The 15,868-nt window shown below is 69.5% G+C and carries 14 protein-coding genes and 2 tRNA genes; 13 read left to right on the top strand and 3 right to left on the bottom strand.

Annotated features, from left to right (window positions below; genetic code table 11):
* Nucleotides 1-63 precede the first annotated feature (63 nt).
* The 12 genes from dnaA (at nucleotide 64) to BLQ63_RS10735 (ending at nucleotide 13,143) form a co-directional block, all read left to right on the top strand.
* The gene (dnaA, locus tag BLQ63_RS10685) at nucleotides 64-2,052 is read left to right on the top strand and encodes a chromosomal replication initiator protein DnaA (protein ID WP_091033300.1); all 1,989 of its coding nucleotides are present in this window, start codon (nucleotides 64-66) and stop codon (nucleotides 2,050-2,052) included.
* A gap of 392 nt (nucleotides 2,053-2,444) precedes the next feature.
* Nucleotides 2,445-3,593, top strand: coding sequence for a DNA polymerase III subunit beta (dnaN, locus tag BLQ63_RS10690; RefSeq protein ID WP_091033304.1), 1,149 nt, complete (start codon nucleotides 2,445-2,447; stop codon nucleotides 3,591-3,593).
* Between the two features lie 76 nt (nucleotides 3,594-3,669).
* Complete coding sequence (gnd, locus tag BLQ63_RS10695; RefSeq protein ID WP_091033895.1) at nucleotides 3,670-4,545, top strand: phosphogluconate dehydrogenase (NAD(+)-dependent, decarboxylating); 876 nt, start codon at nucleotides 3,670-3,672, stop codon at nucleotides 4,543-4,545.
* A gap of 191 nt (nucleotides 4,546-4,736) precedes the next feature.
* Nucleotides 4,737-5,873, top strand: coding sequence for a DNA replication/repair protein RecF (gene recF / locus BLQ63_RS10700; RefSeq protein ID WP_091033308.1), 1,137 nt, complete (start codon nucleotides 4,737-4,739; stop codon nucleotides 5,871-5,873).
* A complete protein-coding gene (locus tag BLQ63_RS10705; protein ID WP_177154877.1) occupies nucleotides 5,863-6,330 on the top strand; it encodes a DciA family protein in 468 nt (155 codons plus the stop codon). Before recF ends, BLQ63_RS10705 begins: the two co-directional genes overlap by 11 nt.
* A gap of 302 nt (nucleotides 6,331-6,632) precedes the next feature.
* Nucleotides 6,633-8,591 (top strand): DNA topoisomerase (ATP-hydrolyzing) subunit B, encoded by a 1,959-nt coding sequence (gyrB, locus tag BLQ63_RS10710; RefSeq protein WP_091033316.1) that lies wholly within the window; start codon nucleotides 6,633-6,635, stop codon nucleotides 8,589-8,591.
* 44 nt (nucleotides 8,592-8,635) lie between these two features.
* Nucleotides 8,636-11,134 (top strand): DNA gyrase subunit A, encoded by a 2,499-nt coding sequence (gyrA, locus tag BLQ63_RS10715; protein ID WP_091033319.1) that lies wholly within the window; start codon nucleotides 8,636-8,638, stop codon nucleotides 11,132-11,134.
* Entirely contained in the window at nucleotides 11,135-11,836 is a 702-nt protein-coding gene (locus BLQ63_RS29940) for a DUF3566 domain-containing protein (protein ID WP_091033321.1), read from the top strand.
* A gap of 186 nt (nucleotides 11,837-12,022) precedes the next feature.
* Nucleotides 12,023-12,099: transfer RNA gene (locus BLQ63_RS10725), tRNA-Ile, on the top strand.
* 238 nt (nucleotides 12,100-12,337) lie between these two features.
* Complete coding sequence (locus tag BLQ63_RS28830; protein ID WP_218125197.1) at nucleotides 12,338-12,469, top strand: DLW-39 family protein; 132 nt, start codon at nucleotides 12,338-12,340, stop codon at nucleotides 12,467-12,469.
* 112 nt (nucleotides 12,470-12,581) lie between these two features.
* Nucleotides 12,582-12,654: transfer RNA gene (locus BLQ63_RS10730), tRNA-Ala, on the top strand.
* Nucleotides 12,655-12,759: 105 nt separating this feature from the next.
* Nucleotides 12,760-13,143 (top strand): helix-turn-helix domain-containing protein, encoded by a 384-nt coding sequence (locus tag BLQ63_RS10735; protein ID WP_091033325.1) that lies wholly within the window; start codon nucleotides 12,760-12,762, stop codon nucleotides 13,141-13,143.
* Nucleotides 13,144-13,182: 39 nt separating this feature from the next.
* On the opposite strand, the gene BLQ63_RS10740 is transcribed toward BLQ63_RS10735, so the two are convergent.
* The 3 genes from BLQ63_RS10740 to BLQ63_RS29820 form a co-directional block, all read right to left on the bottom strand.
* Entirely contained in the window at nucleotides 13,183-13,770 is a 588-nt protein-coding gene (locus BLQ63_RS10740; RefSeq protein WP_091033328.1) for a ClpP family protease, read from the bottom strand.
* Nucleotides 13,767-14,396: a ClpP family protease gene (locus tag BLQ63_RS10745; RefSeq protein ID WP_091033332.1), complete on the bottom strand. Its 630-nt coding sequence runs from the start codon at nucleotides 14,394-14,396 to the stop codon at nucleotides 13,767-13,769. The genes BLQ63_RS10740 and BLQ63_RS10745 overlap by 4 nt, the downstream gene beginning before the upstream one ends.
* Before the next feature lie 95 nt (nucleotides 14,397-14,491).
* Nucleotides 14,492-14,818: a type II toxin-antitoxin system RelE family toxin gene (locus BLQ63_RS29820; RefSeq protein ID WP_218125198.1), complete on the bottom strand. Its 327-nt coding sequence runs from the start codon at nucleotides 14,816-14,818 to the stop codon at nucleotides 14,492-14,494.
* A 29-nt stretch (nucleotides 14,819-14,847) separates the two neighbouring features.
* Here BLQ63_RS29820 and BLQ63_RS10755 point away from each other — a divergent pair, with 29 nt between their 5' ends.
* A complete protein-coding gene (locus BLQ63_RS10755; protein WP_177154878.1) occupies nucleotides 14,848-15,867 on the top strand; it encodes a phosphotransferase in 1,020 nt (339 codons plus the stop codon).
* Nucleotide 15,868: the final 1 nt, after the last annotated feature.

The raw sequence follows: 15,868 nt of genomic DNA on the forward strand, positions 1-15,868 counted from the left end.
ACCGTTTGCCGGTTCCGATCTTCGCGAAACGGCCGCTTCGAGGACAGAAGACAACGCAGAGGGATGGCGAAGGTGACCGACCAAGATCTGTCGGCAGTCTGGTCGGCGGTGACCGCCGAACTGGCCGACACGTCGGCGCTGACCCGTCAGCAGCAGGCGTGGATGCGGCTGACGCAGCCGGTCCTGGCGGTGGGCGGCACGTTCATCATCGCCGCGCCCGACAAGTTCGCCCGCTCCGCGTTCGAGTCGAAGCTGCGGCTGCCGATCAGCGACGTGCTGACCCGGCTGATGGGGCAGCCCACGCAGATCGCGGTCACCTTGCAGGAGAAGCAGGCCGACCCGCCGGCGCCCGAGCCCTCGCCTCCGGCCGAGGCCGCCCACCAGGCCCCGCCGGCCCCCGCCGCGCAGGTCTCGCCTCCCCAGGCCCCGCAGCCTCCCGCCGGGCCGGCCGAGGGCGCGCCCGTGAACGGCGCCGCGCACCGCCCCCCCGAGGACCCGGACGCCACCATCGTGTTCGAGCGGCCAGGGTCGTTCGACCGGCCCTCCTTCGAGCAGAGCACCGTCGACCAGAACGCCTTCAACCCTGACCTGTCGCTGGAGGAGACCCAGCGGCTCGCCCCGGCCCGCAAGTCCGTGCCCTCCCAGAACCCGCCGAGCCTGTTCGACACCGCCGCGTTCCGCGCCGGCGAGGCCGCGGGCGCGGCCTCCGCCGAGCCGCCCGCGGCACCCGAGCCCGAGCCGAGCGCCCCCGAGCGCTCCGCGGCGATCCCGCACCAGCCGGTGCGGCCCGCCGATCCCGAGCCCCCGTCCGTGCCCCGCTGGGAGGAGCGCCAGCCCGAACCCCCCGGCGACGAGCTCGAGCGCGTCCTCTCGGAGGCCCATCCCCGACAGGGCGCCAAGGAGAACGGTGCCGGGCCGCTGGTCGCGCCCCCGCCCTCCGACGACCCCGACCCCGAGCGCCGGGGCGGGATCACCAAGCCCGGCGGCGGCGCCGCGCCGGTCAAGGCCGTGGACGGCGTCGGCCGGCTCAACCCGCGCTACAACTTCGACACGTTCGTCATCGGCTCCTCCAACCGCTTCGCGCACGCGGCGGCGTTCGCCGTCGCCGAGGCGCCCGCGAAGGCCTACAACCCGCTGTTCATCTACGGCGGTTCGGGACTGGGGAAGACGCACCTCCTCCACGCGGTCGGCCACTACGCCCACGACCTGGGCACGGCCCACTCGGTGCGGTACGTGACGACCGAGGAGTTCACCAACGACTTCATCAACTCCCTCTCCGACCGGCGCCAGCAGGCGTTCCAGCGCCGCTACCGGGACGTCGACATCCTCCTCATCGACGACATCCAGTTCCTCATGGACCGCGAGCGCACGCAGGAGGAGTTCTTCCACACCTTCAACGCGCTCCACAACGCCAACAAGCAGCTCGTGATCTCCTCGGACCGCTCCCCCAAGCAGCTCCAGACCCTCGAGGACCGGCTGCGGACCCGCTTCGAGTGGGGCCTGCTGGCCGACATCCAGCCGCCGGACCTGGAGACGCGCATCGCGATCCTGCGCAAGAAGGCCGTGCAGGACCAGCTGAACGTCCCCACCGACGCGGTCGAGTTCATCGCCACGCAGATCCACCACTCGATCCGCGAGCTCGAAGGCGCGCTCATCAGGGTCACCGCGTACGCGAGCCTGAACAAGAAGCCCGTCGACCTCGGCCTCGCCGAGGAGGTCCTGCACGACATCATCCCCGAGAACGGCAAGTCCGCCGAGATCACGGTGGACCAGGTCATGGGGGCCACCGCGGACTACTTCGGCGTGCAGTCGGCCGACCTCAAGGGGAACTCGCGCTCGAGGGCGCTCGTGAACGCCCGCCAGGTCGCGATGTACCTGTGCCGGGAGCTGACGGACCTGTCGCTGCCGCGCATCGGCCAGGCGTTCGGGGGACGCGACCACACCACGGTCATGCACGCGAACAAGAAGATCCGCAAGCAGATGTCCGAGCGGCGGGCGCTCTACAACCAGATAGCGGAATTGACGAACCGTTTGAAACACACCGACGATTGAGCGGGCCTGTGGACAACTCTGTGGAAAAGCTGTGGATAAACCCGCATTTCTGTGGAAAGCCTGTGGACGGCGTGTGGATAACACGCGGTGACGCGATCTTCGTTCGCCTTGGCGCTGTGTACAACCCTGTGCATAACCTGTGGAAAACCTGTGGACAAGCCTGTGGATGAAATGTGGAAAACTCGCCGGGTGTCGGAGGCTGTGGATAAGCTCCTGATTCATCCACAGGTTCTCCACAGCCCGTCCACAACCCGAGACCCCGGAAGAGCTGCGAAAAGGCGGGTTTTCCACAGTATCCACAGCACCGACGACTACGACGACAGTTATATCTATAGAGAGTTCATTAGTAATAGCGCTGTGAACAACCGAGCTTCAGACAGAAGGAGCGACCCATGAAGTTCCAAGTTGACCGAGACACGTTCGCGGACGCGGTCTCATGGACCGCCAAGAGCCTCCCGGCCCGCCCCTCGGTCCCCGTCCTCGCGGGCGCCCGCCTGTCCGTCGACGAGGGCAAGCTGACGATCTCCGGCTTCGACTACGAGATCTCCACCCGGGTCACCGTCGACGTCACCGGCGAGTCCGCCGGGACCGCCCTGGTCTCGGGCAAGCTCCTGGCCGAGATCGTCAAGGCCCTCCCGCACAAGCCCGTGGACTTCGTCGTCGACGGCCCCCACGCCGAACTCACCTGCGGGTCGGCGCGCTTCACCCTGCCGACCATGCCGCTGGAGGACTACCCGAGCCTGCCGCAGATGCCCGAGGCCATCGGCACCATCGACGCCGAGGAGTTCGCCCGGGCCGTCGCCCAGACCGCCGTCGCCGCGGGCAAGGACGAGACCCTGCCGACGATGACCGGCGTCCAGGTCGAGATGACCGGCGGCGGCATCGGCATGCTCGCGACCGACCGCTACCGCATGGCGATCCGCGACTCCTCCTGGGAGCCGGGCAGCTCCGACGTCTCGGTGACGGTCCTGGTGCCCGCCAAGGCGCTCGCCGACACCGCCCGCACGTTCGGGTCGCTGTCGGGCCCGGTGACGATCGCGATCCCCCAGGGCGGCGAAGGCGCCCCCGGCATGATCGGCTTCACCTCGGGCGGGCGCCAGACCACCTCGCGCGTCCTCGACGGCCAGCTGCCGCCGCTGCGCAGCCTCCTGGCGACCTCGTACGCGACCACGCTGCGCGTCAAGACCTCCGACCTCATCGAGGTCGCCCGCCGCGTCGCGCTCGTCGGCGACCGCAACTCGCCGATCCGCCTCTCGTTCGACGAGGACGGCCTCGTGGTCGAGGCCGGCGGCGCCGAGGACGCCAAGGCCTCCGAGGGCATGGACTGCACCCTCGAAGGGGAGCCGGGCAAGATCGCGTTCAACCCGACGTACCTGCTCGACGGCCTGTCGGCCATGGACGCCCCGTACACGGCGTTCAAGATGAACGAGCTCGGCCGGCCGGTCGTGATGACCGGGCAGCCCGCGCCCGAAGATGAGGATTCCGACACAAACCACGACGTGTACCTGTACATGCTGCAACCATTGCGTTGGGACGCCTGACAGCACAACGACGTGAGTGACCCTGGCGCGCGACATCGCCGATGTCTCCGGACGCAAACGTGAGAGGGGGCGCGACATGCAACTGGGCATGATCGGGCTCGGCAAGATGGGCGGCAACATGAAGTTGCGGCTCGAAAAGGCTGGACACCGGGTCGTCGGCTACGACCGCAACCCGGACGTCGCCGACGTGGGCTCGCTCGCGGACCTGGTCGCGGCCCTCGAGGGCCCGCGGGCCGTCTGGGTCATGGTCCCGGCCGGGGAACCCACCCGGTCCACCGTGGCCGAACTGGCCGGGCTCCTGTCCGAGGGCGACATCGTCGTCGACGGCGGCAACTCCCGCTTCACCGACGACGCCGTGAACGCGCAGGCCCTCGCCCAGAACGGGATCGGCTACATCGACGCGGGCGTCTCCGGCGGCGTGTGGGGCTTGACCGAGGGCTACGCGCTCATGGTCGGCGGCGCCGAGGCCGACGTCGAGCGGCTCATGCCGGTCTTCGACGCGCTCAAGCCCGAAGGCGAGCACGGCTTCGTGCACGCCGGCGGCGTCGGGGCCGGCCACTACGCCAAGATGGTCCACAACGGCATCGAGTACGCGATGATGCAGGCCTACGCCGAGGGCTACGAGCTCCTCGAGGCCAGCGAGTACGTCGACAACGTGCCGGAGATCTTCAAGTCCTGGCGCTCGGGCACCGTGATCCGCTCCTGGCTGCTCGACCTGATGGACCGGGCCCTGGACGACGACCCGGACCTGTCGAGCATCAAGGGCTACGTCGAGGACTCCGGCGAGGGCCGCTGGACCGTGGACGAGGGCATCCGCCTGCGCGTCCCGCTCCCGGCCATCACCGAGTCGCTCTTCGCCCGCTTCACCTCCCGCCAGGAGGACTCCCCGGCGATGAAGGCCGTCGCGGCCCTGCGCAACCAGTTCGGCGGCCACGCCGTGAAGTCGGAATAGTGGCGGTCACGCGCCGCGAAGCGGCAGGTGACGCGACGCAGTCGTGGCACCTCGTGAAATCGGAATAGTGGCGGCCGCGCGCCGCAGCACGGCGGCTGACGCGACGCGGTCGCGTCAGCCGGTGAAGTCCGAGACCGCGCCAATGCGGGGCTCGCAAGCGCCGCCCCGAGCCGACCGGGCATCATAGAGGCGTGCGTGTACGACAGCTGCAACTGAGCGACTTCCGTTCCTACGCGCACGCCCAAGTCATGTTCGACGAGGGCCCATCGATCCTGGTGGGCCCCAACGGACACGGCAAGACCAACCTGGTCGAGGCCCTGGTCTACCTGGCGAACCTCCGCTCCCACCGCGTCTCCACCGACGCCCCCCTGGTCCGCCAGGGCTGCGAGCAGGCCGTGGTGCGGGCCGAGATCCTCCACGACTCCCGCCGCCTCCTCGCCGAACTGGCGATCGTCCCCGGCAAGTCGAACAAGGCCCGCCTCAACCGGACCCCGCTCGCCCGGCCCCGCGAACTCATCGGCGCCCTCAAGGCCATCGCGTTCGCCCCCGAGGACCTGTCGCTCGTGCGCGGCGAGCCCGCCTCGCGGCGCCGCTACCTCGACGAGCTCCTGTGCTCCCGCTACCCGCGCTTCGCGGGGGTGCGCGCCGACTACGAGCGGGTCCTCAAGCAGCGCAACACGCTCCTGCGCACCGCCTACCTCGCGAAGAAGACCGGCGGCCGCGGCCCCGGCGGCGCCGAGATGGCGACCCTCGACGCCTGGGACGCCCACCTCGCCGAGCACGGCGCCGAGCTCCTGTCCGGGCGCCTCGCGCTCCTGGAGGACCTGACCGAACCGGTCGCCAAGGCCCACGCGCGCATCGCCGACGGCCGCTCCGAGCTCACGCTCGCGTACGAGTCCGAACTCGGCGCCGACCTGACGGCCGACCGGGACGTGCTCACCGCGCGCCTGGCCGCCGCGCTCGCCGGCGCCCGCGCCAAGGAGGTCGAGCGCGGCACCACCCTCGTCGGCCCCCACCGCGACGACCTCGACCTCGTGCTCGGCACGCTCCCGGTCAAGGGCTACGCCTCCCACGGCGAGACCTGGTCGGTCGCGCTCGCGATGCGCCTGGGCGCGTTCGAACTGCTCCGCGCCGACGGGACCGCCCCGATCCTCATCCTCGACGACGTGTTCGCCGAGCTGGACGCCACGCGGCGCGAGCGCCTCGCCGAGTACGCTGAATCCGCACCGCAGGCGCTCATCACGTGCGCCGTCGCCGGAGACGTCCCCGAACGGCTCACCGGCGCCCGCTACGACGTGTGGGAAGGGGAGGTCCAGCGTGTCCTATGACGGCTCGGGCTCCGGCGGCTACGACTACCGCCCCCGACCCCGGCGGCGCGGCAAGTCCGACGACCCGCGCTTCCGCAAGGAGTGGTCCGGCCCCGGACCCGACAAGCGCGACCCCGAACTCCTGGGAAGCCTGCTCCCGCAGATCGTGCGCAAGAACGGCTGGACCCGCAAGGTGGCCGACGCCTCGGTGTTCGGCCGCTGGGAGGCCATCGTCGGCGCCGACATCGCGGGCCACTGCCGCCCCGAGCGGCTCGAGCACGGCGAGCTCCTCGTCGTCGCCGAGTCCACCGCCTGGGCCACCCAGCTGCGCCTGTTCTCCCGCCAGATCCACGCCAAACTCGCGGCCGCGCTCGGCCCGAGCGTGGTCAAGCGGCTGAAGATCGTCGGACCCCAGCAGCCGACACGTTCCTTCGGTCCCAGGCGCGTACGGTTTAATGGCTCCCGTGACACGTTCTGAAGCCACGCACCCCTAGTCCCGTAGGGGGGTTCATGTCCGAGCCTCCCAGTGCGACTGTGACGACAACGAGGCGCACAGACGCCGAATCGGAAGTCGGGTCGCAGTAGACTTGACCGATGCGGTTCGGCCGGCGCTCCAGCGTCCGGCCGTCTCCATGGCAGGTCCGCCGCGCCGGGTGCCCCCCGCGCCGACCGCGCGGACCAGACAATCCGGCAGGCCCGAGGCCAGACGGCTGAAAAGTGTCACAACCATGGACTAGCTTTCTCACTACTGACCGTGTACGACGACAGAAGGAGTTGCCGGTGGCGGCGAAGCAGCAGGACGATTACAGCGCCAGTTCGCTGCAAGTCCTCGAAGGCCTCGAGGCCGTCAGGAAGCGCCCGGGCATGTACATCGGCTCGACCGGCGAGCGCGGCCTGCACCACCTCATCCAAGAGGTCGTCGACAACTCCGTCGACGAGGCCATGGCGGGACACGCCACCGAGATCCTGGTGATCCTCACCGAGGACGGCGGCGTGAGCGTCGAGGACGACGGCCGCGGCTTCCCGGTCGACCTCCACCCCAAGCTCAAGAAGCCCGGTGTCGAGGTGGCCCTCACCGTCCTCCACGCGGGCGGCAAGTTCGACTCCGAGAGCTACGCGGTCTCGGGCGGCCTCCACGGCGTCGGCGTCTCGGTCGTCAACGCCCTGTCCACGCGGCTCTCGGTCGAGATCTGCCGCGACGGGTTCGTGTGGCGCCAGGACTACAAGCACGCCCAGCCCGGCCCCCTCGAGAAGGGCGAGCCGACCGACCGGACCGGCACGATCGTCTCCTTCTGGCCCGACGGCACCATCTTCGAGACCCTCGAGTTCGACTACAAGACGATCTACCGCCGCCTCCAGGAGATGGCCTTCCTCAACAAGGGCCTGTCCATCACCCTGCGCGACGAGCGGCCCGACCACCTCGACGACGAGGGCAACGTCCGCCAGGTCGCCTTCAAATACGACGAGGGCATCGCCGACTTCGTGCGCCACCTCAACGCCTCCAAGATCGCCATCCACCCCACGGTCGTCGCGTTCTCCGCCGAGGAGGACAACCAGGCGATCGAGGTCGCGATGCAGTGGAACGAGTCCTACGGCGAGTCGGTCTACACGTTCGCGAACACCATCAACACCCACGAGGGCGGCACCCACGAGGAGGGCTTCAGGTCGGCCTTGACCAACGCGGTCAACAAGTACGGCCTGGAGAAGAAGATCATCAAGTCCGAGAAGGACCGCCTCTCCGGTGACGACATCCGCGAGGGCCTGGCGGCGATCATCTCGGTGAAGCTGCGCGAGCCGCAGTTCGAGGGCCAGACGAAGACCAAGCTCGGCAACACCGAGGTCAAGGGCTTCGTCCAGCGCGTGTGCAACGAGTGGCTGCCCGACTGGCTCGACCGCCACCCCAAGGAAGCCCGCATCATCGTCCAGAAGGCCTCCAGCGCCGCGAACGCCCGCAAGGCCGCCGCGCAGGCCCGCAAGCTCGCGCGCCGCAAGAGCCTGCTGGAGTCCTCGTCGATGCCGGGCAAGCTGGCCGACTGCCAGTCGACCAACCCGGAGGAGTGCGAGATCTTCGTGGTCGAGGGCGACTCGGCCGGCGGTTCGGCCAAGCAGGGCCGCAACCCGCGCACGCAGGCGATCATGCCCATCCGCGGCAAGATCCTCAACGTGGAGAAGGCCCGCCTCGACAAGATCCTCAAGAACAACGAGGTCCAGGGCATGATCACCGCCCTGGGCACCGGCATCCACGAGGAGTTCGACGCCGAGAAGCTGCGCTACCACAAGGTCATCCTGATGTCGGACGCCGACGTCGACGGCCACCACATCAACACCCTGCTCTTGACGCTGCTGTTCCGCTTCATGCGCCCGCTGGTCGAACTCGGCCACGTGTACATGAGCCAGCCGCCGCTGTACAAGATCAAGTGGAACAAGAAGGGCGACCTGGTCGACTACGCGTACTCCGACGCCGAGCGCGACCGCATCGTCGAGGCCGGCGTCGCCTCCGGCAAGGCCGACCCGCGCCGCTCCGAGGGCATCCAGCGCTACAAGGGCCTCGGTGAGATGAACTACACCGAGCTGTGGGAGACCACCATGGACCCCTCGCAGCGCAACCTCCTCCAGGTTCAGCTCGACGATGCGGCAACCGCCGACGAGCTGTTCAGCGTCCTGATGGGTGAGGACGTGGAGAGCCGCCGCCGCTTCATCCAGGAGAACGCCAAGGACGTCCGCTTCTTGGACATCTAGCGGCCCGCCGACCATGATCCGACTGACACAGCAAGGAAGCACTGGTGCCTGAGAACAACCAAGACCAGCTGGAGATCCCGGAGGGCCACGGCCGCATCGAACCGGTCGGCATCGAGGTGGAGATGTCGCGCTCCTACCTCGACTACGCCATGAGCGTCATCGTCGGGCGCGCGCTGCCCGACGTGCGCGACGGCCTCAAGCCGGTCCACCGCAAGATCCTCTACGCGATGTACGACGGCGGCTACCGCCCCGACCGCGGGTACGTCAAGTGCTCGCGCGTCATCGGCGACGTCATGGGCCAGTTCCACCCGCACGGCGACGGCGCGATCTACGACTCGCTGGTGCGCATGGCCCAGCCGTGGAGCCTGCGGTACCCGCTCATCGACGGCCAGGGCAACTTCGGCTCGCCGGGCAACGACCCCGCCGCCGCGCACCGCTACACCGAGTCGCGCCTCGAGCCGCTCGCGATGGAGATGCTGCGCGACATCGACGAGGACTCGGTCGACTTCGAGCCGAACTACGACGGCAAGACCACCGAGCCCACGATCCTGCCCTCCCGGATTCCGAACCTTCTGGTGAACGGCTCCGAGGGCATCGCGGTCGGCATGGCCACCAAGATCCCGCCGCACAACCTGCGCGAGGTCGCCAAGGCCGTCGACTGGTGCCTCGAGAACCCCGACTCCGACGAGGCCGAGGCCCTGGAGGCGATCCTCCAGATCATCACCGGCCCCGACTTTCCGACCGGCGCGACCATCCTGGGGCGCGCCGCGATCGAGGACGCGTATCGGACCGGCCGCGGCTCCATCAAGATGCGCGCGGTCATCGAGGTCGAAGAGGACGCCAAGGGCCGCGCCTGCCTGGTCGTCACCGAGCTGCCCTACCAGGTCAACCCCGACAACCTGGCCGAGCGCATCGCCGACCTCGTCAAGGAGGGCAAGCTCGGCGGCATCGCCGACATCCGCGACGAGTCCTCCGGGCGCACCGGCATGCGGATCGTGGTCGTGCTCAAGCGCGACGCGGTCCCGAAGGTGGTGCTCAACAACCTGTACAAGCACACGCAGCTCCAGGACACCTTCGGCGCGAACATGCTCGCGCTGGTCGACGGGGTCCCCAAGACGCTCAACATCGCGCAGATGGTCCGCTTCTACGTGGCGCACCAGATCAGCGTGATCGTCCGCCGCACCCAGTACCGGATGCGCAAGGCCGAGGAGCGGGCCCACATCCTGCGCGGCCTGGCCAAGGCCCTGGACCTGCTCGACGAGACGATCGCGCTCATCCGCCGCTCGCCCTCGGCCGAGGAGTCGAAGCAGGGCCTGATGTCGCTGCTCGACGTGGACGAGATCCAGGCGACCGCGATCCTCGACATGCAGCTGCGCCGGCTCGCCGCCCTCGAGCGGCAGCGGATCATCGACGAGCTGACCGAGATCGAGACCAAGATCGCCGACCTGGCCGACATCCTGGCCAAGCCGGAGCGCCAGCGCCAGATCGTGCGCGACGAGCTCGGCGCGGTCGTGGCCCGCTGGGGCGACGACCGCCGGACGCAGATCATGCCCGACGCCGGCGAGGTGTCCATGGAGGACCTCATCGCCCGCGAGGACATCGTCGTCACGATCACCCGCGGCGGCTACGTCAAGCGCACCAAGACCGACAGCTTCCGGTCGCAGAAGCGCGGCGGCAAGGGCGTCCAGGGCGCGCAGCTCAAGCAGGACGACATCGTCAGCCACTTCTTCGTGTGCACCACGCACGACTGGATCCTGTTCTTCACCAACAAGGGCCGCGTCTACCGCGCGAAGGCGTACGAGCTGCCCGAGGCCAGCCGCACCGCGCGCGGCCAGCATGTGGCGAACATCCTGGCGTTCACGCCGGACGAATCGATCGCCCAGGTCATCCAGCTGGCGCACTACGAGGTCACCCCGTACCTGGTGCTCGCGACCCGCAACGGCCTGGTCAAGAAGTCCAAGCTCACCGACTTCGACTCCCCGCGCACCGGCGGCATCGTCGCGATCAACCTGCGCGACGGCGACGAGCTGGTGGGCGCGGCGCTGGTCGAACCCAGCGACGACCTGCTGCTGATCTCCCGCAAGGCCCAGTCGATCCGGTTCGAGGCCACGGACGAGGCGCTGCGGCCGATGGGCCGGGCGACGAGCGGCGTGATCGGGATGCGGTTCGTCGGAGACGACGAACTGCTCACCATGATCGTGCTGCGCGATAATATGGACATTCTTGTGGCGACCAGCCGCGGGTATGCGAAGCGGACTCCCGTCGACGCGTATCCGCCCCAAGGCCGCGGCGGGAAGGGCGTGCTGACGGCTAAGATCACGGAACGACGCGGCGACCTGGTGGGGGCGCTGTCGGTGACGCAGGACGACGAGCTGTTCGCGATCACCTCGGAGGGAGGCGTCATCAGGACACCTGTGAAACCGGTCCGCAAGACTTCGGACCGCAACACCATGGGCGTCAAGCTGATCGACCTGCCCGAGGAAGTCTCGCTGCTCGCCATCACCCAGAGCGCCGAAGAACCCGATGAGGGGCAGGACGAGTAGATGACCGAAGCGAAGGCTACCGCTGCGGCGACCGAGCGCGACGAGGACGTTCCGGAGTTCTCCGACGCGTCCGATGCGGACGCGTCGCCGAAGGCCGACGACGCCGTGTCGTCGGTCTCCGCGCCGCCCGCCGCGCAGGACCAGACCCTGACGCTGCGCCGGCCGCCGGGCATGACACCGCCGCCGGTGACGCCCGAGGGGATCGGGCAGATGTCGACGGGCAACACCGCGGCCAATCAGGCCGCGGGCGTCGCCTCGTCGGCCAGGGTGGCCGATGCGGTGCGCGCCGCGCGCGCCGCGGTGAGCCAGGCGACGGCGCGCGGTCCGCGCCGGGCCCGCCTGCGGCTCAAGCGGGTCGACCCGTGGTCGGTGATGAAGTTCGCGTTCGCCGTCTCGATCGTGCTGTTCATCGTGATGGTCGTGGCGACCACCGTGCTGTACATCGCGCTCGACGCGATGGGCGTGTTCGACACCGTGAACGACATGCTCCAGATGCTCATGGGCACGAACTCGGATTCGGCCGCCGCGGCGGCGACGGCGGACTTCCGGATCACCGCCAAGGGCGTCATCGGGGCCGCGGCCCTGCTGGGCGTGGTGAACATGGTCCTGTTCACCGCTCTGGCGACGCTGGGCTCGTTCATCTACAACGTGTGCGCCGACCTCGTCGGCGGCGTCGAGGTGACGCTCGCCGAGCGCGACTAGCGACGAGCGGACGGGTGTCTTCGGCCTTGCGGCCGAGGGCACCCGTCCGATTTTCCGCTCCGCTTGCGCGGCAGTGACGGCCGTCCCTTTGCGCGAGGCCCCCCGTTCGCTTTCGGGCGGGCGGTGAGGTAATCTTGCTCAGCGTCGCCGACGAGTCCGCAGGTCTCCGGTCCGCGTCGCAATTCTGGGGCTATAGCTCAGGTGGTTAGAGTGCGGAGCTGATAACTCCGAGGTCGATGGTTCGAGCCCATCTAGCCCCACCAACACCCGCCGCGAACCGGCGGGTTTTTTCATGCCCTGGAACCGCCGGACGGGGCGTCCCGCGCGGAGCCGGGTGCCGCGAGGGCCTTCTCCGGCCGCGATACGGACGCACCCGGGCGCGCCGGGGAACGGCGCCCCACCGGCCAGCCCTGCCGCAGTTCGCTATGCTGAGGCGCATCGTGCAGTGCCGATCACGGCATTGCTGTTCGCGGCAATCTCTGATATAGGGGGCCTGTGTCCATGTGGAAGAAGATCTTGATCGTCGCCGGTGTGGCCACGGTCGCGTTCGTGGTGGCCAAGAAGGTCAAGTCCATCAACGACGACCGCACCCTGTGGCACGAGGCCACCACCTCCGCCGAGGACGTGCGCTGACGCAATGCGTTAGCCAGCTCACTGCGATCCGGGTATCCTCGCTGTTGCCGTGAGCGCGGCGGGGATACTCGTGAGGTTCAGTCGCGCAGCCGCACTCGGGTGCCGCTGACCGGGGGCCATAGCTCAATTGGCAGAGCACCGCCTTTGCAAGGCGGGGGTTAGGGGTTCGATTCCCCTTGGCTCCACGAACACGGAACGGCCGGGCCTTCGCCCGGCCGTTCCGTGTTCCCGGAATTGCGCCCTGGGCGTAACGTGCGGTGCCCCTCCCGCCGGGCGCCTTAGGATGGGGCATGGCCGAGACTCCTCCTCTTGCGGCGACCGACGCGTCGCCCGCGACGCACGAGCACTCCGACCGCCCCGCCGACGACGCCCCCGGCCTCGGCGCGGAGCCGCTGTGGCGCGACGCCCTCGGCGACTGCCTGCGGGACCTGCGGCGCGGGCGCGGCGAGAAGCTCTCCGACACCGCCGGGCGCGCCGGGATCTCCCCCCAGTACCTCTCCGAGATGGAGCGCGGGGTCAAGGACCCCTCCAGCGAGATGATCGCGGCCGTCGCCGGCGCGCTCGACCTCAGCCTCGTCGATCTGACCGTGGCCGTCGCCGAGCGCCTGCGCACGGGCGAGATCACCGCTTCGGTGAGCTACGGCAGCCGCAGCGCCTACGCCCTGGCCGCATAAGGGAGGCGGTGTCCAGGCGCACGCCTGAACACCGCCTGTTCACAGCTCTTCCATGACGCGGTCGATCAGGCCGTAGTCCTTCGCCGTCTCGGCGGTGAACACGCGGTCCCGGTCGGTGTCGGCGCGCAGCGCCTCGACGCTCCGCCCGGTGTGGCGCGACAGGATCGCCTCGATGTCGGCGCGGACGCGGACGATCTCGTCCGCGGCGAGGATGAGGTCCGGGATCGTCCCGCGGCCCTGGCCCGCCGGCTGGTGCAGGACCACCCGCGCGTGCGGCAGCGCCGACCGCTTGCCCTCGGCCCCGGCCGCCAGGAGCACCGCGCCGACCGCCACGGCCTGCCCGATGCACGTGGTCGCCACCGGCGACTTGATGTACCGCATGGTGTCGTAGACGCCGAGCATCGCGCTCGGGTCCCCGCCCTCGCAGTTGATGTACAGCTGAATGTCGCGGTCGGAACCGGTCGCGTCCAGGTGCAGCAGCTGGGCGACCAGGGCGTTGGCCACGCCCGCGTCGATCCCGGTGCCGAGGTAGATGATCCGCTCGGAGAACAGGTGCGAGTAGACGTCCATGACCCGCTCCCCGCGCGAGTCGCGGGTGATCACGTTCGGAATCGTGTAGCCGCTCACGAGGCCGCTCCTTCCTGGTTGAGGCCGAGGCCGACGCTGCGGCGGGCGACGGGCGCGATCTGGGCGAACTCGCTCACGATCGCGTCGACGAACCCGTACTCGAGCGCTTCGCCCGCGGTGTACCACCGGTCGTGCAGGGAGTCCTCGAAGACCCGCTCGAACGGCTGGCCGGTGTCCTCGGCGATGAGGCCGAGCACGGTGTCGCGCGTGTGCCGCAGGTCGTTGGCCTGCAGTTCGATGTCGACGGCGGCGCCGCCGATCCCGGACGAGCCCTGGTGCATCAGGACGCGGGCGTGCGGCATCGCGCGGCGCTTGCCGCGCGTGCCGGAGGAGAGCAGGAACTGGCCCGCGCTGCACGCGATCCCCAGGGCCAGTGTGGACACGTCGCAGGGGATGAGGCGCATGACGTCCCGGATCGCCAGCATCGAGGGGACCGACCCGCCGGGCGAGTGGATCCACAGTGCGATGTCCGCGCCGGCGTTCTCCGCCGCGAGCGTCATCAGCTGCGTGGCCAGGAGGGTCCCGTTGTCGTCGTCGAGCACGCCGTCGAGGACCAGGACCCGCTGCTGGTACAGCTCGCGGCGGGCCCGGTCGTCGAACAGCGGCGGTTTCTCGTTGTCGCTCATACCGACCACCTTGCGTTCGCGCAGGTACCGGGGGCAAGCGATTCAGCCTTGAGCGGATCCGCTCACAGCAGCGCGGCCCCGAACCGGTCGAACACCTACTCGTCGCGGTAGACCTTGCCGCGGTGGCCGATCGCCACGACCAGGATGGTGAGACGGCCGTCCTCGATTCGGTAGACGATCCGCCAGTCCCCCGCACGGATGCGCCGGCGATCAGTGGCGCCTCGGAACTTCTCGACCCCGTCGGGGCGAGGGTTCCCTTCGAGTTTCGCGAGAGCGAGCAGGGCTCGGCGCTGAGTCGAATGGTCGAGTTCTGAAACTGCGGCCAGTACCGAGAAGGTGTCGCGGAGGGGCCACCCGGGGGAAAGGTCGCGCTTCCGGGGACCCTGGCCAGGTCTCGGCCCAGGACAAAATACCGGTACCACGCCGGGGCCCCGGCCGGTACGCTCCGGCGGTGGCCTTCCCCGATCCCCTCCCGCTCGCCGGGCTCGACGCGCTCTCCCGCGCCTACGGTCTCGGCGCGATCCGGTCCTGCCGGTACCTGCCCGACGGACTCCTCAACCGCAACTGGCGCATCGACACCGCGCAAGGCGTCTTCGCGCTGAAGGAACTGGTCGGCCTCGACCCCGACGTCGCTCGTCGCAACCTTGCTCTGCTGCAGGACCTTTCGACATTCGGCGTTCCCGTCGTCGAGGCGGTGCCCGCCCGCTCCGGCGAGACCGTCATCGCCCTCGGCGGCCACCACTATTATCTCGCTCCCTGGATCGAGGGCGCTCATCCGCGCGGCGAGGCGATGGACGCGGACGCCGCCTTCCACATGGGTTCGGTCATCGGCCGCATCCACCGCGCGCTCGGCGATCCGGCGATCGGGCTGCCTGCGCCCCAACCGCCCGGCGGCGCGCCCACCACGCCCGATGAGGCTCGCGAACGCATCGGCGACTACCTCGGACGGATCGGTCTCCTCGCGGCGCCGTCCGAGTTCGACACCGCCTGCGCCAAAGTGCTCCGCGCCCGCCTGGAACTCCTTGCCGCACATGAACATCTGCGGCCGGCCGACACCGCGCCGACCGGACCGTTCGGGTGGATGCACGGCGACTGCCAGAACTGGAACCTGCTGTGGTCGGGCGGGCGGATCGCCGCCGTCATCGACTGGGACCGTTTGTGCGTCAAGCCTTTCGGCGAGGAGATCGTGCGTGCCGCGATGTACCAGTTCGTGCTGGCCGACGGCCGCGTCGACCTCGGCAACGTCGCGGCCCTCGTCGCCGGGTACCGCTCCGAGGCCCCGATCGACGCGGCCGCTCTGGTCGATGCCGCCAGGCGCCGCTGGTGGCGCCTGACCTCCAGCGTCTGGCACCTGAAATACCACTACCACCTGGGCGACCACTCCAGCGACCATCTGTTCTTCTCCGACGAGCGCCTGGTCCGGTGGTGGACGGCGCACCTCGACGAGGTCGAGGCGGCGTTCGCGGCCTGAG

This window comes from Glycomyces harbinensis, from assembly GCF_900101745.1.
Taxonomy (GTDB): domain Bacteria; phylum Actinomycetota; class Actinomycetes; order Mycobacteriales; family Micromonosporaceae; genus Glycomyces; species Glycomyces harbinensis.